Annotated in this window: 23 protein-coding genes and 1 pseudogene; 13 read left to right on the forward strand and 11 right to left on the reverse strand. The window is 59.7% G+C overall.

Annotated features, from left to right (window positions below; translation table 11 throughout):
* Window positions 1-94: 94 nt before the first annotated feature.
* From NKH36_RS05325 to NKH36_RS05340, 4 genes are all read left to right on the forward strand, one after another.
* Window positions 95-1,264, forward strand: coding sequence for a glycosyltransferase family 4 protein (locus NKH36_RS05325; RefSeq protein ID WP_352957914.1), 1,170 nt, complete (start codon window positions 95-97; stop codon window positions 1,262-1,264).
* Between the two features lie 122 nt (window positions 1,265-1,386).
* Window positions 1,387-2,187, forward strand: a complete 801-nt coding sequence (locus NKH36_RS05330; protein WP_352957916.1) for a glycosyltransferase family 2 protein — start codon at window positions 1,387-1,389, stop codon at window positions 2,185-2,187.
* Window positions 2,188-2,230: 43 nt separating this feature from the next.
* A complete protein-coding gene (locus tag NKH36_RS05335) occupies window positions 2,231-3,001 on the forward strand; it encodes a glycosyltransferase (protein WP_502911970.1) in 771 nt (256 codons plus the stop codon).
* 434 nt (window positions 3,002-3,435) lie between these two features.
* On the forward strand, window positions 3,436-3,891 hold the full coding sequence (locus tag NKH36_RS05340; protein ID WP_352957918.1) for an NUDIX hydrolase: 456 nt from the start codon (window positions 3,436-3,438) through the stop codon (window positions 3,889-3,891).
* Window positions 3,892-3,956: 65 nt separating this feature from the next.
* Here NKH36_RS05340 and NKH36_RS05345 read toward each other — a convergent pair whose 3' ends face one another.
* The gene (locus NKH36_RS05345) at window positions 3,957-5,066 is read right to left on the reverse strand and encodes a calcium:cation antiporter (RefSeq protein WP_352957920.1); all 1,110 of its coding nucleotides are present in this window, start codon (window positions 5,064-5,066) and stop codon (window positions 3,957-3,959) included.
* Between the two features lie 395 nt (window positions 5,067-5,461).
* Here NKH36_RS05345 and NKH36_RS05350 point away from each other — a divergent pair, with 395 nt between their 5' ends.
* Window positions 5,462-6,118, forward strand: coding sequence for a TerC family protein (locus NKH36_RS05350; RefSeq protein WP_352957922.1), 657 nt, complete (start codon window positions 5,462-5,464; stop codon window positions 6,116-6,118).
* A gap of 115 nt (window positions 6,119-6,233) precedes the next feature.
* Here NKH36_RS05350 and NKH36_RS05355 read toward each other — a convergent pair whose 3' ends face one another.
* Window positions 6,234-7,364, reverse strand: coding sequence for a site-2 protease family protein (locus NKH36_RS05355; RefSeq protein ID WP_352957924.1), 1,131 nt, complete (start codon window positions 7,362-7,364; stop codon window positions 6,234-6,236).
* Between the two features lie 417 nt (window positions 7,365-7,781).
* Window positions 7,782-8,218 (reverse strand): annotated as a pseudogene (locus NKH36_RS05360) (CBS domain-containing protein).
* Window positions 8,219-8,540: 322 nt separating this feature from the next.
* On the opposite strand from NKH36_RS05360, the gene NKH36_RS05365 reads away from it, so the two are divergent.
* Window positions 8,541-8,951 carry a DUF427 domain-containing protein gene (locus tag NKH36_RS05365; RefSeq protein WP_352957926.1) on the forward strand — a complete coding sequence of 137 codons (411 nt, stop codon included), beginning with the start codon at window positions 8,541-8,543 and terminating at the stop codon, window positions 8,949-8,951.
* 55 nt (window positions 8,952-9,006) lie between these two features.
* Here NKH36_RS05365 and NKH36_RS05370 read toward each other — a convergent pair whose 3' ends face one another.
* On the reverse strand, window positions 9,007-9,423 hold the full coding sequence (locus NKH36_RS05370; protein ID WP_352957928.1) for an HD domain-containing protein: 417 nt from the start codon (window positions 9,421-9,423) through the stop codon (window positions 9,007-9,009).
* A 264-nt stretch (window positions 9,424-9,687) separates the two neighbouring features.
* On the reverse strand, window positions 9,688-9,921 hold the full coding sequence (locus NKH36_RS05375) for a hypothetical protein (RefSeq protein ID WP_352957930.1): 234 nt from the start codon (window positions 9,919-9,921) through the stop codon (window positions 9,688-9,690).
* Between the two features lie 249 nt (window positions 9,922-10,170).
* On the opposite strand from NKH36_RS05375, the gene NKH36_RS05380 reads away from it, so the two are divergent.
* Complete coding sequence (locus tag NKH36_RS05380; protein WP_352957932.1) at window positions 10,171-10,500, forward strand: hypothetical protein; 330 nt, start codon at window positions 10,171-10,173, stop codon at window positions 10,498-10,500.
* Between the two features lie 67 nt (window positions 10,501-10,567).
* Here NKH36_RS05380 and NKH36_RS05385 read toward each other — a convergent pair whose 3' ends face one another.
* The 4 genes from NKH36_RS05385 to NKH36_RS05400 all read right to left on the reverse strand — a co-directional run bounded on the left by NKH36_RS05385 (window position 10,568) and on the right by NKH36_RS05400 (window position 13,033).
* Window positions 10,568-11,974 carry a PAS domain-containing HWE histidine kinase family protein gene (locus NKH36_RS05385; protein ID WP_352957934.1) on the reverse strand — a complete coding sequence of 469 codons (1,407 nt, stop codon included), beginning with the start codon at window positions 11,972-11,974 and terminating at the stop codon, window positions 10,568-10,570.
* A 154-nt stretch (window positions 11,975-12,128) separates the two neighbouring features.
* A complete protein-coding gene (locus NKH36_RS05390) occupies window positions 12,129-12,293 on the reverse strand; it encodes a DUF3309 family protein (RefSeq protein WP_352957936.1) in 165 nt (54 codons plus the stop codon).
* Window positions 12,294-12,638: 345 nt separating this feature from the next.
* Window positions 12,639-12,842, reverse strand: coding sequence for a hypothetical protein (locus NKH36_RS05395; RefSeq protein ID WP_352957937.1), 204 nt, complete (start codon window positions 12,840-12,842; stop codon window positions 12,639-12,641).
* Between the two features lie 8 nt (window positions 12,843-12,850).
* Window positions 12,851-13,033 carry a hypothetical protein gene (locus NKH36_RS05400; protein WP_192356181.1) on the reverse strand — a complete coding sequence of 61 codons (183 nt, stop codon included), beginning with the start codon at window positions 13,031-13,033 and terminating at the stop codon, window positions 12,851-12,853.
* A 170-nt stretch (window positions 13,034-13,203) separates the two neighbouring features.
* Between NKH36_RS05400 and NKH36_RS05405 the strand changes: the two genes are divergently transcribed.
* A complete protein-coding gene (locus tag NKH36_RS05405; protein WP_095491718.1) occupies window positions 13,204-13,635 on the forward strand; it encodes a hypothetical protein in 432 nt (143 codons plus the stop codon).
* Window positions 13,636-13,951: 316 nt separating this feature from the next.
* On the forward strand, window positions 13,952-14,485 hold the full coding sequence (locus NKH36_RS05410) for a YbhB/YbcL family Raf kinase inhibitor-like protein (protein ID WP_352957938.1): 534 nt from the start codon (window positions 13,952-13,954) through the stop codon (window positions 14,483-14,485).
* 137 nt (window positions 14,486-14,622) lie between these two features.
* Here the strand turns inward: NKH36_RS05410 and NKH36_RS05415 are convergent, their stop codons facing one another.
* On the reverse strand, window positions 14,623-15,549 hold the full coding sequence (locus tag NKH36_RS05415; RefSeq protein ID WP_352957939.1) for an NADP-dependent oxidoreductase: 927 nt from the start codon (window positions 15,547-15,549) through the stop codon (window positions 14,623-14,625).
* 377 nt (window positions 15,550-15,926) lie between these two features.
* On the opposite strand from NKH36_RS05415, the gene NKH36_RS05420 reads away from it, so the two are divergent.
* The 4 genes from NKH36_RS05420 to NKH36_RS05435 all read left to right on the forward strand — a co-directional run bounded on the left by NKH36_RS05420 (window position 15,927) and on the right by NKH36_RS05435 (window position 18,699).
* A complete protein-coding gene (locus NKH36_RS05420; protein WP_352957940.1) occupies window positions 15,927-16,133 on the forward strand; it encodes a sugar phosphorylase in 207 nt (68 codons plus the stop codon).
* 116 nt (window positions 16,134-16,249) lie between these two features.
* Window positions 16,250-17,602 carry a Do family serine endopeptidase gene (locus NKH36_RS05425; RefSeq protein ID WP_352957941.1) on the forward strand — a complete coding sequence of 451 codons (1,353 nt, stop codon included), beginning with the start codon at window positions 16,250-16,252 and terminating at the stop codon, window positions 17,600-17,602.
* Between the two features lie 141 nt (window positions 17,603-17,743).
* On the forward strand, window positions 17,744-18,181 hold the full coding sequence (locus NKH36_RS05430; protein WP_352957942.1) for a DUF2267 domain-containing protein: 438 nt from the start codon (window positions 17,744-17,746) through the stop codon (window positions 18,179-18,181).
* Between the two features lie 53 nt (window positions 18,182-18,234).
* Entirely contained in the window at window positions 18,235-18,699 is a 465-nt protein-coding gene (locus NKH36_RS05435) for a YbhB/YbcL family Raf kinase inhibitor-like protein (protein WP_352957943.1), read from the forward strand.
* Between the two features lie 28 nt (window positions 18,700-18,727).
* Here the strand turns inward: NKH36_RS05435 and NKH36_RS05440 are convergent, their stop codons facing one another.
* Window positions 18,728-20,203: an FAD-dependent oxidoreductase gene (locus tag NKH36_RS05440; protein ID WP_352957944.1), complete on the reverse strand. Its 1,476-nt coding sequence runs from the start codon at window positions 20,201-20,203 to the stop codon at window positions 18,728-18,730.
* Between the last annotated feature and the right edge of the window lie 10 nt (window positions 20,204-20,213).

A 20,213-nucleotide genomic window follows, 5' to 3' on the forward strand; every position in this document is an offset into this window, starting at 1 on the left:
CCATGACCGTCTTGCTACGCTTAATAGACTGCGAAGAAAGTCCCGCCAAGTTCGAAAGCTTAATCGTGGTGCAAAAGGGGCGTAGCGAGATCGCATGGATTTCTCACAGCATGATCAACGGGTTCAAGCTGAACCGAGGACGCCTATTGTGTTCGTACGCCAGCGCTATGCGCCTTTTGGCGGAGGCGAGATCATGCTGGAAAACATCATGGCCGCGTTTGCCGCGCGTCAACGGCCGGTGGCCGTGCTGTCCGGCGACTGGCCGCGATATGAAGGCGTAGAATTCATCCATTGTGCCGGCCGCCGGTTTCCCCGCTCCCAGCGGGCGACGTCCTTTGCTCGAGCCGCATGCCGTAAGATCGCCGAAATGCCACCGGCCCTGGTGCAGAGCAACGATCGCCTCCCGTGTTGCGACGTCTTCCGGGCCGGGGAAGGCGTTCATGCCGCATATCTTGCCGAGCGGCGGCGTTTCGAGACGCGGCTTGGCAGGGCAGCGATGGCGCTGAGCCCCTTTCATCGCCAGACGCTGCGTCTTGAACGCACAACCTACGCCAGCCCACGGCTTAAAGCTGTGATTGCCATTTCGAAAATGGTGGCTGACGATATTATCCGTCACTACGACTATCCAGCCGAGCGTGTGCACCACATTCCCAACGGGGTTGACCTGGAGCGCTTCAACCTGGAACTGCGCCAACAGCATCGAACCGCGGTCCGCTCACGGCTCAACATCAACGATAACAGGTCGGTCGTCCTCTTCGTAGGCTCGGGTTTTGCGCGAAAAGGGCTTCTTCCATTGCTGAAGGCTGTTGCCACGTTGGATGGTGAGCCGGAGGTATGGGTCATTGGCCACGATTCGCGCGCCAATGCCTTCAAGCAGGCCGGCGACAGACTTGGTCTTGGCGCAAGGCTCAGGATGCTGGGGCCGCAGAAAGACACGTTGCCATGGTACGGCGCTGCCGACATTGCCGTGCTGCCTTCCATCTATGATCCATTCGGCACAGTGGTGATCGAAGCCATGGCCAGCGGCTTGCCCGCCGTGGTAAGCACCGGGTGTGGGGGGCGCGAGCTTGTCGATCGGTTCGACCCGGCGCTTGTTTGCGACGCAGCCAGCGTACACGACCTCGCCGCCGGGCTTGCCCGCGCGTTGCAGCTGTCGTCACGGCCTGAGACTGCGGCTAAGGTCAGAGCGGCGGCCGAACACTACGATTTCAACGTCATGATCAGGAGAATGATAGCGCTCTACGAAAGTCTCGACCTGAATTAATTTTCGACATTTTTTTTGAATCCGTTAGTATCACTCGAAGTGCCAACAGGCCGGGGGCAGTTTCATTTGAACAACATTAGCAATTTTGATGCCGGAACCGTCTGATCGTGCCGGCGCTCTCAGTGATCATAATCAGCCGCAACGAGGAAGCCTGCATTGCACGTTGCCTCCGCTCGGTACATTTTGCCGACGAAATCGTCGTCCTCGACAATAACAGCACCGACCAAACCAGGGACATCGCCAGTGGGCTCGGGGCCAAGGTCCTGATCACCCTCGATTGGCCCGGTTTCGGCGCGCAAAAAAACCGTGCCCTCGCCGCGGCGACAGGCGATTGGGTCCTTTCGCTTGATGCCGACGAATGGGTCGAGCCACCGCTGGCCGCAGAAATCAGAGCCGCTGTCGCCAACCCAAAAGGCTATGACGGCTTCGAAATACCAAGAAGATCCCGCTTTTGTGGGAACATCGTCCGCCATGGCGGCTGGTCGCCCGATCTGGTGCTCAGGCTTTTCCGTCGACAGTCCGGGCGCTTCAGCAACGACACGGTGCATGAGAAAGTGGTGGTGAATGGGATGGTCACGCGATTGTCCCACCCTATGGAGCATGACTCCATCGCCGACCTGGCAGACGCGCATGACAAGATCGGCCGATACGCAGAAGCGTCCGCGGCGCGGCTGCTTGCCGAGGGCAGGAAAAGCTCGATAAGCAAGGCGGTCTTCCGCTCGGTCTGGGCCTACATGAACAGCTATGTTTTCAAGCTGGGATTTCTGGATGGTTCGACCGGTGCGATGATCGCCGCTTATTCGGCCAGCTACACCTATCAGAAATGGGCGCTTGTCGCATTGGGCAGCGAGACGAAATCCGCCGAAAAAAGCCTGACCGAGGTGAAAGGCAAATCCGTGCGATTCAGAAATCGTCCTGGCTAATTTCTGCACCATTGTTGCCGAGCTGTTGCCAGACAGTTAGTGTATGACCGTTTTGAAATCGGGAGCCAAGGTACTGAATATGACTGATGCGTTTAGGGTATTCGTTGGATGGGACAGCCGTGAGCCGATCGCCTACGACGTAGCGCGGCACTCCTTGCTTAAAAACGCTTCGGTGCCTGTCTCGGTCATTCCAATCAAACAGGACGAACTGCGTGCCCGTGAACTGTATTGGAGGGAAAAAGATCCGCTCGCGTCAACAGAGTTCACCTATACGCGGTTTCTCACGCCTTTTCTCGCCGACTACACGGGTTGGGCTTTGTTCTGCGATTGCGACTTCCTGTGGCTCGGTGACGTTGCAGGTTTGCTGGAATACACGAAGTCGAATAAGGCGGTCTATTGCGTCCAGCATGAATATACGCCGAAGGCCACCACCAAGATGGATGGCGTGGTTCAGACATCCTACCCTCGAAAGAACTGGTCCTCGCTGATGCTGTTCAATTGCGCGCATCCTTCGGTTAAATCGCTTACGCCAGAGGTCGTGAACCGCGAAAGTGGCGCCTACCTCCATCGAATGCAGTGGATCGCCGATGAGGACCTGGGCTCGTTGCCAGTAGAGTGGAACTGGCTTGAAGGTTGGAACGAAAAGCCGGCGCATGGCACACCCAAGGCGGTCCACTATACAAGTGGTGGTCCGTGGTTTGCCGAGTGGCAGAATGTCGACTATGCGGATCTGTGGATAGCCGAACGCGACGAATTCTTGAGCAATGCCGACCAGACAGAAGCGTCTCATCGCGCTCGGCGAGCCGGTAGCTAAGCCAACCGATCGGCTCGACTATATCAAACGTTTCGTCGAGGTCGACGGCAACGCGCGGTTCGTGCAGATCGGTGGCGGCGTGGTTTCCAGCGCGCCAATGAATCGCCTTGGGCCAATCGCACCCCGGTTCAATTCCGCAGGGCATTGCGGCATTTGTTCGCGGATTGCTGACCACTGCAGATCGAATGAGTTTGCACTCGCTACTGTGGCGCCCCGATGCCTTTTGGCCCAATCGGCCCGATGAGACGGGACGGGGCCGCCGCCCAGAGGGCGATATGAGGTCGTCGTTGAAAAGCGGGGAGCTGGATCGTTTCGTGTCGTGTTGATGGGGTGTAGCCAGTCGCATCGACACAGGGCAGGGCAGTCTATCGACAAGCCGAACATCCCGTTCAGCCTACCTGCGATGGTAGGCTGGATTCAGGAGGCTTGAGGCGATGGCGAAAAGAAGTGCGGGCATCCTGCCTTACCGCAGATCGAGCAACGAACTGCAGGTGTTGCTTGTTCATCCGGGCGGGCCGTTCTGGCAAAGCCGCGATCTTGGCGCATGGTCGATTGCAAAGGGCGAGTATGGTGATGACGAACAGCCGGAAGCTGCGGCGCGTCGCGAATTCGTGGAAGAAACCGGCTGGGAGCTCAAGGGAGCACTGCTTCCGCTGGGAGAACTGCGCCAGCGCGGCGGCAAGCTCATTACGGCCTTCGGCGCCGAAGGCGATTTCGACGCCGGCAGCCTGAGCAGCAACATGTTCGAGATGGAATGGCCGCCGCGCAGCGGCCGCATGCAATTCTTTCCAGAGATCGATCGCGCAGGGTGGTTCGGCCTCGATATGGCCCGGGAAAAGCTACTTGTCGGCCAGCGGCCTTTTCTCGACCGGCTTGTGGCATCTGTCTAAGGGTCGACCCAATGGCCGACCGACATCTTCGTCGTGTTTATCGATAGACGCTGGTGATCGCTATCTTAGGGCACGAAGATAAGGAACAGATAGGCGACAAACACGATGAGATGAACGAGCCCCGTCAGCATCGTTGTTCGGCCCGTCCCAAAGCTCACGATGCTGATGGCAAGCGCGAGGATGAGTAGCACGGTATCCCCCGGGCCCAGACCAAGAGTCAGGCTTCGTCCGGTGAGCAGGCTCGCCGCACCGATTGCCGGGATCGTCAGGCCGATTGTGGCGCAGACCGAGCCGAGGGCGACATTCAGTCCCCGCTGAAGTTCGTTATTGAGCGCTGCCCGAACTGCCGATACCGCCTCCGGCATAAGCACAAGCGCAGCGACGAAGAAGCCCACGATTGCGTCCGCCTGGGTCACTTGAAGAAACTCGAGCCCATTCTCGATGCTGCCGGCTACCTGCTCGGTCAGAAGAACGATCCCTGCCAGTCCGACAAATAAAAGAAGCACGCTGGTGGTCACGCTCCCACGCTCAGATACATGCGCCTCATGTTCCGCGCTGGACGTCAGATCCTCGATAAAATCGCCCCGTTGGCGCACCATCTGGGCAAAGACGAACGCGCCATAGAGGAGAACTGAAAGGACGCTCACGAATGCGAGTTGCGATGCGGAGAACGCACCGGGGCTTGTTGCAAGAGTGTAGTTTGGAAGGATCAGCGTAAGAACCGTCAGCGCCATAATGACGGCAAGCGAGGCGCTAGTGCCCTGTCGTTTGATGTCCTGATATCGATGCTTCAGCCCACCCAGGGTGAGGCAGACCCCGACCACACCAGTGCACACGATCATGACCGTCGAAAACACGGACTCGCGTGCCAGCGTCGGGTTGTTCTCGCCATGCAGCATCATCGAAACGATGACCGATGCTTCGATGGCCGTCACCGAAAATGTCAACAGCAGCGTGCCATAAGGTTCACCGAGCCGCCGTGCGACGGCTTCGGCATGATGCAAAACCACAAACACGGTCGCGAAGATGAAGATAGCGACCACGATCAACGCAAGAATCTTGATCGAAAGCAGCGAAGGCTCCATCGACGCGCCGCCGAAATTAATTAGCGCGGCCAGGCCCAAGGAGCCGATTGGGAACAGATATTGGCCGATCGGTCGTCGATGAACAGCCAAGACGGATTTCCCCCATCGCCATCGACGGCCGCAGATCGGTGTTACAGAAACGGAACGAGGCCCACGGTATCAGTGTACTTGCGGCTGCCTGTCCGTTCAATGGCCGCGTGCTCAATCGACTTGGCGTAACGAAACTGCCGAGCTCGATGCCGCATGTGCCGAATCCCAATTAAGCCTTGAGTTTTTGCGCTTACCGCAATAGCTAGGTGCTACCAGGCCGGGCCCCTCTGGCAGTCCATCAGGACTGTGATGTCGGACTGGAATTCAATCCGGGTGGCCTGGCTTTGAGATTTCTTCAGCTGTAGCGGCATTTCTCTTGTCATACGCGGTGTCCGCGTTGCTCTACGGTTATGCTCGCAAGCCGCGTCACCCCTAGCTGAACGTAAGGGTGCCGTATGACAGAATTTTTTAGTCCTGAAGCAATGACCGCTCTGTTGCAGGTCATCATGATCGACCTGGTGCTGGCCGGTGACAACGCCATCGTTATCGGCCTTGCCGCGGCCGGACTACCCAAAGAGCAGCGCAGAAATGCAATCGTCGTTGGTATAATCGCAGCGGCCGTTCTGCGCATCGGCTTTGCGGCCGCGACAACCCAGCTGCTGCAGATCGTCGGATTGCTGTTCGCCGGCGGTATATTGCTGTTGTGGGTATGCTGGAAGATGTGGCGCGAACTCCGGCAAAACCATGCGCAGGAGACACAGGCGATCGAAGCGCTTTCGGGAAGTGACGTCGACTACGATGGCATCGTAGCTGGCAAAGCTCCACGCAAGACCCTGGCGCAGGCAACCTGGCAGATCATCATCGCCGACGTCTCGATGTCGCTCGACAATGTTCTGGCGGTAGCGGGTGCTGCGCGCGAACATCCGAACGTATTGATCTTCGGCCTTGTCCTCTCCGTCGCGCTGATGGGCATTGCTGCAAACCTCATCGCCAATCTGCTTCAGAAGCACCGTTGGATTGCCTATGTCGGCCTGGTGGTGATCCTCTACGTAGCTGGCGACATGATCTATCGCGGTGCGCTTGAACTTCTGCCTCACGTCGCAGGCGCTTGAGACACAGAAGGCAGGCCGGCCGGAACGACCTCGTTCCGGCCGATTTCTGCTCCTCGTTCCCTTACGATTTTGAGCGCACTCACCCGATCCGGCGGTAGAAAGAACATCCTCGTGCTCAGATCCGTGTGAGTCGCGGTTTGCCCCGACGCAAACGACCAAATCGGAACGCATCTGAAACCGCCGAGCGGACCATAAGCATCTCGCCTATGGTTTCGTGTGTCATGAGCCCGACCAGCCGGTCGGAATTGTCCACGACGGCGATAGCAGGCACATCTGCCTGCTGCATGAGCCGCAGGCTTTCCTCGAGACTTTTGCGGTAATGTATTTTCGGAATATCGCTCCGCATTGCACTCGCGACCGGTTCAGCGGGCCCCTTTTCCTTCAATGTCCGGATCATGTCGTTGCGTGTCACTAATCCTTCAAGATGGCCGGCGGAGTCGATGACAGGGAAGTCGTGCTGCGTGGTCGCGAGCAGCATCTCGATTGCCTCGTCGAGCGTCGCCGACCGTTCCAGCCGTGCGAACTCGGTGATCATCACGTCTCCGACAAGGACGCTTGTGGCTACCTCCCGGATCTGTGCGTTCTGCGCTTCCGCTGCCGCGGCGAGATAGACGAAGATGCCGATGAAGATCAGCAGCGGGTTGTAGAACAGGCCAAGGAAACCGAAGACGAAGGCCAACCCTTGCCCGATCGTGGCGGCGATCTGGGTCGCGCGCGACCAGGAAAGGCGGGCGGCGAGGGCGGCGCGCAGGATACGGCCGCCATCCATCGGGAAGGCCGGGATCATGTTGAAAAGGACCAGGAAGACATTGACCCCGGCAAGCCTGGCGAGAAAATTCGTACGCGGGTCCTCGATCCCGGCCATCTGTTCGACACCCGCCGACCCGCCGAGCAAGACGAAGATCAGCGCGGCGATCGCGACATTGACCAGCGGCCCCGCGACCGCGATCACGAACTCCTGCCCCGGCTCTTCGGGCATGCGCTCCAGCCTGGCGACGCCGCCGATCGGGAAAAGCGTAATATCCGGCGTGCTGATGTCGAAATACCGTGCGGCAGCGATGTGGCCGAACTCATGCAGGACCACGCAGGCAAAGACGGCAATGATGAAGGCAACGCCTTCCCAGGCCGCTGGCGTGCCGCCGATTTGGTAGTGCGTCAGCCAAATCCAGACGAGCAGAAGCAGGAAGGTAAAGTGAACGCGCACGGTGGTGCCGGCGATCGTCCCGAGGTTCAGCGACCAACCCAAATCTGTCCACTCCGAGAGGCCCTACCTTCACCGCAGGCTTTGGCAGGACGCTTGCAAATCGAGAACATCAGGCGCTCAAGCTCATCGGCTGCGACGAGGGCCACCCGGCTGCGAGATACCCTGCCTAGGTGCCGCGCGGTCCCGTCGCAAAAGAGTTTATCACGACATGACATCCCGGTGAACGTCTTGGCCGCCGTGATCCGATGCATCCGCGGCTGCACGGTCATGTCGCCCTGTCGCGCTTTTTCGGCGCTGGCGGACACGGTGCTTCGGATTCGGATAGTCATCCATGGATTGTTCCTGAACCTGTGCCGAAGAACATCGCAATGCAGAAGGCGCCAAGCGGCGCGTCGACATTGGCCGACGCACCGCGAAGCAAGATATGTTGACCTGGCGCTGACGTGTCGCCGCCTCGACTCAGTGAGCAGACTGCGAATGCTCGCCGCCCGGCTTCGAGATGTCGCTTAAGGCCTCGCCCGCTTCTGCCGCTTCGCCATTCGTCGCGAGATCGCCAAGAGAGATGATGCCGACGAGCCTCTTGTCGCGGTTCAGAACCGGAAGCCGACGTACCTGCAGGTCGCCCATGTTCTCAAGCACATGCTCGACGTCTTCGTCATCGAAGCAATATTTGACCTCCGCGCTCATGACATCACGCACCTTCGTGTCAGGTCCCTTACCCAATGCTACGCCGCGGATCGCGATATCACGATCGGTGATCATCCCGACCAGCCGGTCGTGGTTGCCCACGGGCATCACTCCGGCCTGAGCTTGCCCATGATCTCTGCTACTTCGCGGATGGACTGTTCGGGGTTCGCAATCTGGACATTCCTCGTCATACGGTTGCCGACTTTCATGGCAATCTCCCTTTAACTTGCGAAGCCCCGCCGCCGGTTTTGGTGTTGACCTAGGAAACGAACTCTTCGGCGGTAACGTTCCCTCGAATCTGAATGCCCCGCAGGAGGTTGTTCACCTGCAGCCGGAAGGCTGGGAAAGCCTGCGTTGCGGGAAGCTTGCGGTAGGTCTTTGACGCGAAGTCGAACCACCCTACGGCCGCGCTCCACCGCGCCCGTCGCTAAAACTGCCGCGGCAGCGACAAACGCCAATGACCGGCCAAACTGGAACCCCGATGGGCGATACGACGTTCCAGGAGACAACTCCAGCCAACGGAGAAGTCGAATGCAGCCCCTAGCCGCAAATTCCGCCCGCCACCCCGGCGCGCTTACAATCACCCCGTTCAATGGAACCGTGACGGTCAGGTTCTCCGACGCGATCGTCGCCTCAACCGAGCGGGCAAAAGTGCTTCACGAAGAAGGAGATGATCCCGTTTTCTATATCCCTTTCGAGGATATCTATTTCGACCTGCTGGAGAAGACGAACACCACAAAGCGTTCCCCGTTGAAGGGCACGGCGAGTTACTGGCGGGTTCATGCGGTCGGCGGAGCGGCTGATGACTTCATGTGGGCCTACGAGACGCCAGACACCCCGGCATTGGCCATCGCCCGCCATGGCGCCTTCGATCCCGACAAAGCGCGGATCGATGCCGATCCTGCCGAGGACAAGCGACACACGCCTCACATCCCCGAATAGAGCGGCGCTTGAATTTCCACATCGGCCGGTAACACCGCAGGCGGCAATCTTTTCGTCATTCGGAGAGTTCTTGGTCGATGATCCGCAGGCCGTCTTCATATTTCGATGTCGAGGTGCCAATCTGCTGTGCCTGCCACAGATTGTCAGCGAGATCTGCGCGCTTGACCGGTAGCGCCAATGGGTTGGCTGCCGCTCTGCGCACGAAGGCGAGGTCGTCCTCGTCCGGCCTGCGTGTCATGGCATCGACTGCCGACACGATGGATGTTCCGAAACCGGCCGCCTCGAGCCGATCGCGGTCCCAACCGTCGCTTTTCTCAAGAACGTCGTGAAGGTAGGCAACGGCCTTTTGGTCGAGAGTTTCGACAGCGTCGACGACCCGGCGGCAATGTTCGATATAGGGCCGTCCGGTCTTGTCCGTCTGCCCGGCATGAGCCTGTTCGGCGATTTTTGCCGCGCGGTGAAGCACGCTCACTGCTTCGATCCTTGCTGGCCTGTGTATTGATGCAACCGGCCTTTGCGTGTGGCGGTAGCCCGTGTCACCGAACGCGCGCCGATTGGCTGAAGTTCCAGAGTGGGGCAAGGCTCCGGTACAAGGCGTCCATCCACTCCAGGACTCTTGGCCACGCTCGAATGCTGGCCCAGCCACATCGGCGAGCCAAGGACGATTATATCGGCTGCCGGCTCCTCCGTCGGGCTGCCTTTAGCCGCTTGAGATCGACCATATCTGGCGAGACAGCTAGCGAGACGGCCCATTAACAATCCCGGAATTGGGCAGAATTCCAAAGTCCTGTGACTTGGCACCTTGTGCCGCGGTCAAAAATCCGTCGGCATGGAGACCGCGCCGCAGCAACTCTCTCACGGCCGCCGATCGGCTTGGCATGCGCCTTTCGAAGCGCCAGTTTTCCAATGCAGCCAATTCATCAGCAGTCAGCATGATCTGCAGTCGTTCGGGTCTTTCCAGTTCGGCCATTTTTGCCTCCTGCCGCTCAAAGTTAGTATTTAGCTAAGAGTTAGGGAAAGGCTGAGTGAGCGTCAAGGTCGGTCAAGAAGCCGTTAGCGTGAAAGGCTCAGAGCTAATGTGAGGCGTCTTTTGCGTAGCCTGCGTGATATACTAACTAATTGGTTTTGCTGGTAATTTTATGGATTCACCTTGTTATTCAAGCCGATATGGCACATGCTGATCCCGAGGGACAAACCGCTCCTGACAAGAGAGTTCTCCATGAGAGACGGTTATTCGTTTCGTTTGTGTCACGACGTTGACCGGCAAGTGTGGGCAGCCGCCCGGTGTAAAGGGATAGTCAATGTCACTGCGGTGGCTGAGACCGTGCGGCTGCGAAACCTCGGCGAAAACGTTGCGCTTGAAGACCTCGAATGCCTGGTGTTGCAAGCGGCCCAGTTCTACGGGGCGGCCATGGAATTCGACAGCCTGACCGTCTTCGAACTAGGCAACGTTTATCGGCTCCCAGTTCATTGCGATGCTTTGCCTGGGAAAGGCAACGTCGATGTTCTGGAGGGCAAGGGCAGTTTCGCTCTACCTTCGCCAGCCTGACCGAACGCACTAGGCCGAGCGTCAGCACAGTCGGTCGGAGGGGAAGCGTTCAGCTTCCCGGGCGCTTTCAATCGACCGCGTTATCCGCCACTGACGCCTGGACGAAGTGCAGCGGCGCCTCGAGCGTCCAGGTGACGCCTTGCTCGTGGAACTCCAGCCGCCCGCTGCCGCTGAGAGCCTGGGGTGCCACTCGTTCGAGGACGACCACTCCGAAACCGCGCCCCCTGACAGCGTCCAGGATCGGCCCGTCCAACTCACGCCAGACCAGTCGAAAGGTGTCGGCGCCGTCGCCGGCAGGGATCACATTCCAATCGATTTCGACGCGTCCACCGCTACAGGACAGCGCTCCATGTTTTGCCGAATTGGTGGCGAGTTCGTGGAAGGCGATACCGAGATACTGCACGGCATTCGGCTGCAGCATCAGCATTGGCCCGGCCGTCGACACGCGGGACTGCGCTGCAAAGGCCTTGAGCTGTGCCTGGATGAGCTCGCCGACGGTGGCGCCGCGCCACTCGGCATTGACCAGGAGATCGTGGGATTCCGAAAGCGCCGTGATGCGTTCCCGGACCTGCCCGAGGAAAGCCTCAGGTGTGCTCGTCAGCTTGCTGGTCTCGCGGATCATCGAGATGATGACCGAGAACTGGTTCTTCACCCTGTGGTTGACCTCGCGCATGAGCAGACGGATGCGCCGTTCGCTCTCCTTGTGGGAACTTATGTCGCGCGCGATCTTGGAGGCGCCGACGACCCTCCCGATGGTGTCGCGAATCGGCGAGATGGTGAGCGAGACCGAAACGAGCGTGCCGTCCTTGCGCAGGCGCATCGTCTCATAGGAGGGGACGCGTTCGCCGGCGCGGATGCGGCTGATGATCGAGACCTCCTCGTCGAGACGATCGGGCGGGATGAGCATCGTCACTGGCCGACCGATCGCCTCGGCAGGGGTGTAGCCGAACAGGCGTTCTGCCGCATCGTTCCAGCTGGTGATAATGCCGTTTATGTCCTTCGAGACGATGGCGTCCATTGACGATTCGACAATGGCGGCAAGACGCATGCGGGCTTCATCGCCCAGCGTCTGGGTGCGCAGGTCGAGCAGCGTGTTGATGGCACCGACAACATTGCCCGCTTCGTCGCGAAGCAGGCGTGGGTGAGCCCTGAACGGGACGAGTTCGCCATCGGGCCGCTCCGCAACCGCCTGGTCCCATGATACATCCCGTCCTTCACGCAGCGCCACGGCCATTGGACACTCGCCATGCGCCATATCCCGACCGTCCAGATGACGAAGCTTCCACGAGCCGCACCATAGGTCCCGACCGATAACAGGACGATGGCCCCAGAGATCAGCTGCGGCTTCATTGAAGAAGGTGATGCGTCCCTGCTCGTCGACGGTGTAGACGGCGACCGGCAGTGCCTGCATTAGATCGGCAGAGGAAATGCCCGGAACTCCGAGGCCGACATCGGCTTGTTCAACGAAGTTCACGTATGGCACCATTCTCGTGGATTCTGCAGCGGCTACAATGCACTTGCGCGATTTGGGTTCCGTTGGGACAATCACTGCGCCCCTTTGAAGCCGCAGCGACATTCCGGACGCGACACAGAATCCCGCTGAAGTTGCCAGCCTGATCGTGCGGGCACTAAATGCGCCCGAGAAGGACCAGGATAATGACGACGAGCAGCACGAGACCAAGGCCGCCGCCACCATAATAGCCGGTGCCGTAGAACGGTCCACCACCTAAACCGCTGAACCCGCCAAGCAAGATAAGGATCAAAATGATGATGAGTATCGTTCCGAGGGTCATGGAGGTTCTCCCATTCTTGCGCTGCCGCGCCATGCAAGGGCACGTCCATGCGCCTGTTGATGACGGTATGAACTCCCAGAGGGGGCTTCCTGTTCCACCGGAAGTAGTATCGTGTAGCTCGTTTAGCGGGAAAAGCCGCTAGGCTCACGAGAAAGCCCGCCGGCGGGAAGCCAGCGGGCAACAGGTTCTTTCAGCCTCGGACCGGCTGAAGGAACGGGCGATCACAGCAAAAATGCGCGACAGGCAGTGCTCACAGTCAGACGGCCGATGACGTTTGGCACCCTCGCAATTTTCAGCGGAAATGCGAGGTCCAGGCCGCAGGCTTCGCCGCGACGTGATTACAATTCACCTTCCTTGGCGTGCCGGTCGGGTGCCGCCGCCCTTCTTTTCCGAGTCGTGAGTATGGTGGCTGTCGCGTTCGCCTCCGCCGCCTGAGATGTTGCTGCGGCTGCGCAGATCGGAATCGGCTGGCGGCTCCTTGGCATTTTCGTGCGATGCGCCAGGACCGCCATGGCGGATGCTGGCGCGGGTCTTCTTCGACGTGGACATGAAATCACCTAACGGTCCTGCTGGTAGCCTTGATGGGTCGTATTGACCTTTGTGTTGCCCTGCTGGCCCTGTTTGTCGGGATTTGGGGCGGAATGGCTGTGCTGCGTTTGGTCGACGGGAACCGACTTCTTGTCGCCGGGACCCTTAGGGCTCTGGTTCTCTGCCGGGACGGGTGGTGGTTTTGTGCTCATGACGGTCTCCTTTCATTAGCCAAAACAAGCAGGCCCCCGAGAAGGTTCCTGATAGGAATCGTGCGAGGAGCAAACTCCTAACATTGCCAATTCCGGCCTTGTCGGCGCGCCGCAGCGCAATAATCTTCTGTTAGGGCGTGGGCGCTTCGACCTATTGAAAGGAGCCGACCATGAAACACCAAACACTCGACCAACTGCAGACAATTGCAAAAGTTGAGCCCTCGGCGACATATCCGACCATGTCTCGGACGCAGCGGATCGAGCGTTGGGCAAAGCTTCTCGAACAAAATCCACGGCGTTGCCTCGGAGCACTTTCAGGCACCGAATATCTCAGTCCTGAAGCTCGTGCCGTAGCGCGTGGCGCGGGGTCGCCCATCACCGTTGCCTATGAGGATCCGGTGCTGCGCGCCATGGGTCTGAAAGATGACACCTACGGTGAGGCAAAGCGCTTCTTCGAGCTAAGCGACTGGCAGTTGCACAACATCGTCTGTCACTGCCACGTTGGCGCTACGATGCAAGCGCGATGGGCTGCCGCCAGGGTCCGCCGTACAATTACCGGGAACAGACTTCTGGCTTGGCTGAGGGCAAGGTTTGTGCATTGAGGCCAGCCCAGAACGGTGACGACAAGTCTTGATCGTTCTCGTTAGTGGCTGGCCGCCAAATGCTGATGGCATCGCCGGCAACGCAATGGCTGGTGGAGCCGATGCCGTGCTTTCAGAGCGGCCGGGTGAAGACCTCATGCTCGCCCGGTCGGGTCTCATTGTCGGCGAGCACCAATTCGAGCGGACCGCATCTAGAGGGTGACCAGGATGAAGCTCGACTTGATGTGAACATGGCCCGCGCTCATACGATCCATACCACCACATGTGCATCGCTCTCGGAGGAGCAATAGCCGGTTGTGGTTGTTGGGATCGTCTGATGGAAGAAGGCCGCTACGAGAGCGCCCAGCGCCTCTATTTCGAGGAGTCTAGCCAAGCAAGGAAGAAATTGATGGCGTTCACTTTGACGAGTCCCGCCTTTCAGAACGGCCAGCCGATTCCGGGTCGTCATGCCCGGCGCGGCGATAATCTCTCTCCGTTTCTGGAATGGAGCGATCCGCCGCCGGGCACTCAGAGTTACGTGCTCGTCATGGAAGATACGGATGCACCGTCACAGGCGTCCCGGCATTGGGTGGTCTACGACATTGGCGGCGACCGGCGTCATTTGGCTGAAGGGCCGAGTTCCAAAGCGCGAACCGAGGACCTACCTCACGGCTTCAATGATTTCGGCAATCTTCACTACGATGAACCCGACCAGCATCCCGGCGGTAAGCCACACACCTACCGCTTCAGGCTCGCGGCCCTTGGTATTGCCACTCTTCCCATCGGCCCGGAACCCGATGCCCTGGTCGTGTGGCAGGCTGCCCGTGAAAACATGTTGGGTGAGGCGGAATTAATCGGCACTTACGGATGAATCAGCGCCAAGCAGCTTCGTTCTTCTGTTCGTAATGGCTGAATGCGGTCCGCAGTCAGTTGCCCGTCAGCATGGCTTATCCGCAGAATTGGTTCGCTTTGAACTTGAACATTCCGGGGAACTTCGAGCATCCGGGCTCAGGCGGCCACCTGAAGCACGATCTTGCCGCGCGTATGCTCCCTCTTCAGCCGTTGCTCGGCCTTGGCGACTTCCTCCAGAGGATAAGTCGCCTGCACGAACGGCGTTACCTTGCCGGCGTCGATGAGGCGGCTGATCCTCGCAAGCTGCGCCGCATTTGGCTCAGCCAAATAGGAAACGCCACGCGCCTGATGCAGGCGTGCCTGTTCGGCCGAGGGCTCAGAAACAGTGGAAACAAGTATCCCGCCGGGCTTCAGTACGTTCCAGGAGCGGTCCTGAGTGTCGCCGGCGACCAGATCGAAAACCATATCGATGTCTTCGACCTCATCCTCGAAGCGCTGGCTCTTGTAGTCGAGCGCCTGGTCGGCGCCAAGCTCGCGGACGAAATCGAAATCCTCGGCAGCAACAGTCGTCACGACAAATGCGCCCGCAGCCTTGGCAAACTGAATCGCCAGATGTCCGACGCCGCCGGCGCCGCCATGGATGAGAACCCGCTGCCCGGATTTGAGGTCGCCATGGTCGAAAAGGCCTTGCCATGCTGTAGTCCCCGCAAGCGGCACGGCGGCGGCTTCCACATGGCTTAGACGTTCCGGTTTTGCTGCCGCTTCCGTCGCCTTGACGACGACGTATTCGGCGTTGCCGCCGAGGTCGTTGCCAAGCATGGCAAACATCGGATCGCCCTTCTTCAAAGTATGCGCCCGCGTGCCGCACAGCTCCACCACGCCCGATACGTCGCGGCCGAGCGTAACGGGCAGATCCCCGCCCGCCGAACCCTCGCGGGTCTTGTAGTCGATGGGATTGACGCTTGCTGCGCAGACCTTGAGCGTGACCTCGTCGTCACGGGGCTGAGGCATGGAAACGTCATCCAGCGACAGAACCTCTGGTCCGCCAAAACTATGAACACGGACTGCTTTCATGGTCGCCATGGAGTTCCTCCCTGTTTCGGGGTGCAGCGCAAGGCTCAAAGCAGGACGAGCATCGGGTGAATGGGATACCCGACGATCTTGGCAGGCGAATGCGGATTTCACCAACCACCGGGGACACCATCTTCACTCAATCCGCTTTCAAAGCCTTGTCCACCTAACCGGGTTGCGGGCTGGAAGTTCCGATGAATTTCCGGGGTCGGTCGTGGCATTCAAAGACCGTCCTCTCGGCTCTATGCGAGACCTTGCGCAGAGTTCATCCCGTGACATTCCCGCGATCTCGTCGGGGAACTTTTCTGGAGGCACACGGTTGGAATGCGCGGCCGAAAGAATTCGGGCCTGTGCCAAGAAGGTTCGCCATTGTGCCAAGGAGGTTCGCCATGAAGCTTCGCGAATTGATGGACCAAGTGAAGGATATGCCACCGGATACTCTGGTCTGTGCTGCCGAGATTGACGAGGCCTTTGCGGCCAACATTGCTGGCATAGAAACAGTAGAAAGTGCCCGGATCGAAAGCCGCAAGCCGGACGGCACCGAAGCCGTCGAACTCGCCAATGGGAACGACAAGGTTGTCGTAATCCGCTGGTGAACCGCTGGCTCATGCTGGAGCCGTCGCATGCTTGATCACTGAGGGCTGGAGGAGTCGCAGACCATGTTTCCGGTATTGAACAAAAGACTTTGCGCCGGCCTGATCGCGGAACTCTGATGCTCTCGGCCGGCGGGTTTGCTCCGCTCGCAGCCCAGGAAATCCCAAACGACTTCACGGCGATCGTGCGCGAGAAAATTCCAGCCGTGGTCGCAATAACGACCAAACAGATTATCCAGGACCAGGCGACGCTGGACGACTTTCTTAGTCCTTTCGGTGGCCGAGGCCTGGGACAGGCTCAACCACGGGTGCGAGAGGCTCTCGGTTCCGGCTTTGTGATCAGCCCCGAGGGGTACATCGTCACCAACAACCATGTCGTTGCCGATGCAAGCGAAATCCATGTCGTTTTCTCCGACAAGGAGACTTTGCCTGCGCGGCTCGTCGGCCGGGATCCGGCAACCGACCTGGCAGTGCTGAAGATCGACCCACGGCCCAATATGACAACGACCGCCTGGGGTGACTCCGATGCAGTACAACCCGGCGCATGGACGATCGCCATCGGCAGTCCGTTCGGGCTCGGGGGGACCGTCACCGTCGGCGTGCTTTCGGCCCGTTCGCGCGACATCAATGCCGGTCCTTACGACGACTTTCTCCAGACCGACGCCTCAATCAATCGCGGCAATTCCGGCGGCCCCCTGTTCAATGCGCGCGGCGAAGTGATCGGGGTTAACACGGCCATCGTATCTCCCACAGGTGGCAGCATAGGAATTGGCTTTGCCGTACCATCCCGCACCGCCCGCAACATCGTCGACCAGTTGATCCGCACTGGCAGGATCGAGCGCGGCTTCATCGGGGTGCGTCTCCAGGAGATCACGCCGTCGATTGCCGAGGCGCTTGGAATATCCGGCAGCAAGGGAGCGCTGGTCGCTTCGGTTGAACCCAGCAGTCCGGCAGAGCAGGCAGGCATCCAGGCGGGAGACGTGATTACCCGCTTTAACGGCAAGGACATCCAGAACGTTCACGATTTGACGCTCGCGGCTGCCAGCCAACAGCCGGGCACAAAAACGACGCTGACAAGGAACCGCGGGGGCAGCCAACAGGAACTAGCTCTGACCATCGGACAGCGCAACGATGAGGAGCAACAGACCGGTGCCGTTCCAAAGTCGGAAACGGCCGACAAGCGTCTCGGATTATCGCTCAGCACAATCCCGGATGAGGCGCGCCAGCAGCTCGGACTCCAGCCGGACATTACAGGCGTATTCGTGCAAGAAGTGGCTCCAAACAGCCTCGCCGCCGAGAACGGCTTACAGCCCGGCGATGTGATCGTCTCGGCCAACAACCGGAATGTGACGCAGCCGTCGGATATCCAAGAGGAGTGGACGAAATCGCGCCAGCAGAACAAGCCCATATTGTTCCGCATCAGCAGGCAGGGGCAATCGCTTTTCGTTGCCGTAGCCACGGCCAAATCTTGACGGGCCAAATCTCGGCCGGCCAGATCTTGAACGTGTTGATCACACGCTTTCGCGAAGGCGCTTGGCAACGGGAACAACAGCCGACCAAGGCCGTTTCGTCCAATGAGTCATTCGAACAATTGGCAGAAAAAGGAGGCTTCGATGAGCGCCACCGGACTCGACGTATTCGACAAGACGCTGCAGACCACAAACATCTGGCTCGACGAGATCATGACCGAGGTCGGACCGGATCGGCAGATCGCATGGCATGTTCTTGGAGCGGTGCTCCACGCCCTGCGGGACCGCATGCAACCAGACCTTGCAGCCCACCTCGGCTCGCAGCTGCCGATCCTCGTGCGCGGCGCCTACTACGACCAATATCAGCCTTCCAAGACCCCTGAGAAGTTACGATCGCTCGACGAGTTTCTAGCCAAAATCAAGGCGGAGCTGGAATTCACGCGACCGGTCGATTCCAAGGATGCATTCGGGGTCGTATCCAAGGTGCTCGCTCACCATGTGGGAGAGGGGCAGATGACCAAGGTTTGGGAATCCCTGCCGGCGGAAATCAGGCGCGTCGCAGAAGCTCAGCAAGCGGCGTGAATACCGCCAGATCTCGGTGGTCTCGGCCGTAATGCTTCTTTGAGGAAATAGAAATGCCACTTACCCTTATCAGCCCGGCGTTCCCGGCTGGCGGGAAAATCCCTGAAAGATATACCCGTGACGGCCAGAACGTCTCGCCGCCGCTGAAGTGGTCCGGTGTTCCGGACGGTGCGAAGAGCCTTGTTCTTGTCGTGCAGGATCCCGATGCGCCGAGCGGGATTTTCGGGCATTGGGCGGTGTTCAATATTCCGCCCGATGCCAGCGAACTCGCCGAGGCGCAGGATGGCAAGCCAGGTCCGTTGGCACTTCGCCAAGGCACCAACGATTTCGGCAATGCCTACTACGACGGCCCGCAGCCGCCAGTGGGACATGGCATCCATCATTATCATTTCCGGCTGGCCGCGCTTGACGTGCCGAGCCTCAGTGTGCCGGGACAGGCGGGCGTCCAGCTTGTCTGGAAGGAAGCCCAGAAGCATGCGCTGGAGCAGACCGAGCTGGTCGGAACCTACGCACGGTAACGCTGGGCCGTGTCAGTCGCCGCCTTTTTTACAGCGCGGCCGGGGCAAGCGGTTTTCGAGCCGGGCCATGGACGACCGAACCGTCGGCGGCGAAAATCGAGCCATGGCAAGGACAATCCCAGGTGTTGTCCGCGTTGTTCCAGGTCACGGTGCAGCCCTTGTGGGTGCACGTCGCCGAAACGGGGTGGAGCACCCCTTCGTTGTCTCTCCACGCTGCGATCTTTTCGTCACCCCTGACGATCACACCGCCCAAGCCAGGCCCGATGTCGTCGAGGCTTGAGACAATCGATTGGCTGCGGCCATTCTTGTGAAAGTCCTCGGGATAAGACCGTGCCGGGTCATAGAGCCTTTGCCATGGGCTCGACCGGGCGCTGATCAAATCCGCGATCATCGTGCCTGCGGCCGTTCCATTGGTGATGCCCCAGGCGTTGAATCCCGTGGCAATATGAAAACCGGAGGCTTTGTCCGGATCGGGTTCGCCGGCATACGGAACTCTGTCGGCCGTATCATAATCCTCGTTACACCAGCGCCACGCAACGTCCCCAACTGGAAGACTCATTCTTGCCCATTGTTCCAGCTCGACGAACCGTTTCGCCACGTCGCCGTCCTGGCCCGTGTCGAACTTGGGGCCGAGTGCGACCAGCAGCGGGCCTTCGCCATCGCGGCCCGTGCGGATTGAATGCGTCGGATCGTCGATGCCGATGAACATGCCGTCGACAGCAAGAGGGTCATCGACCCGAAACGCCATGGCTGCGTGGCAGCGCGGCTGGGTCCGGTTCGCCATACCGACGGGGCTCTTCACTGTCATGTTGGTGGCGACGACCACATGCTCGGCGTGAACGGTGCCCCTGTCGGTGACGACGCGCCAGCGGCTTGCCTCGCCAATCGAGATCGCGCGGCTGTTTTCGAAAATCCGTCCGCCACGGGCCGTCACCGCTTGAGCCAGGCCAACCAGATACATCGCCGGATTGAACTGAGCTTGGTCGGAAAAACGCAGAGCGGCGGCCGTTTCGAAAGGCAGCGGCGCGCGCTCCAGAACATCGGCGTCCAGCCCAACTTGGCGCGCGGCCTCTGCCTCGGCCACGATCTCCGCGCGCCGGCTTGCATCGCAGGTGTAGGTATAGGCGTCCTTGTTCTCGAGATCGCAGGGGATTGCATAGTTGCGAACCCATTCCCGGATATGGACAGCGCCTGCGGAATTCGCATCGGCATAGGCTTGCGCCAGGTCCCGGCCGAAGGTGTCGATGAGATGGTGGTAGATCAGCGCGTGCTGCGTCGTGATCTTGGCCGTCGATCGGCCGGTCACCTGGCCGCCGGTCCGCAGGCCTTCGACGACGATCACCGACCGACCGGCCTCGCAAAGGCGAAGCGCCGTCGTGAGTCCGACAATCCCGGCGCCCACGACAACGGTCTCCGCATGGATCGAGCCCTCGAGCGGGGGATAGTTCGTAGCGGTGGCTGCCGCCACCCAACAGCTTCCCGGTTTTCCCGAAAGAATGGCCATTTCACCGGCG

Origin of the sequence: Mesorhizobium sp. M1312, from assembly GCF_040318115.1 — a bacterium.
GTDB lineage: Bacteria > Pseudomonadota > Alphaproteobacteria > Rhizobiales > Rhizobiaceae > Mesorhizobium.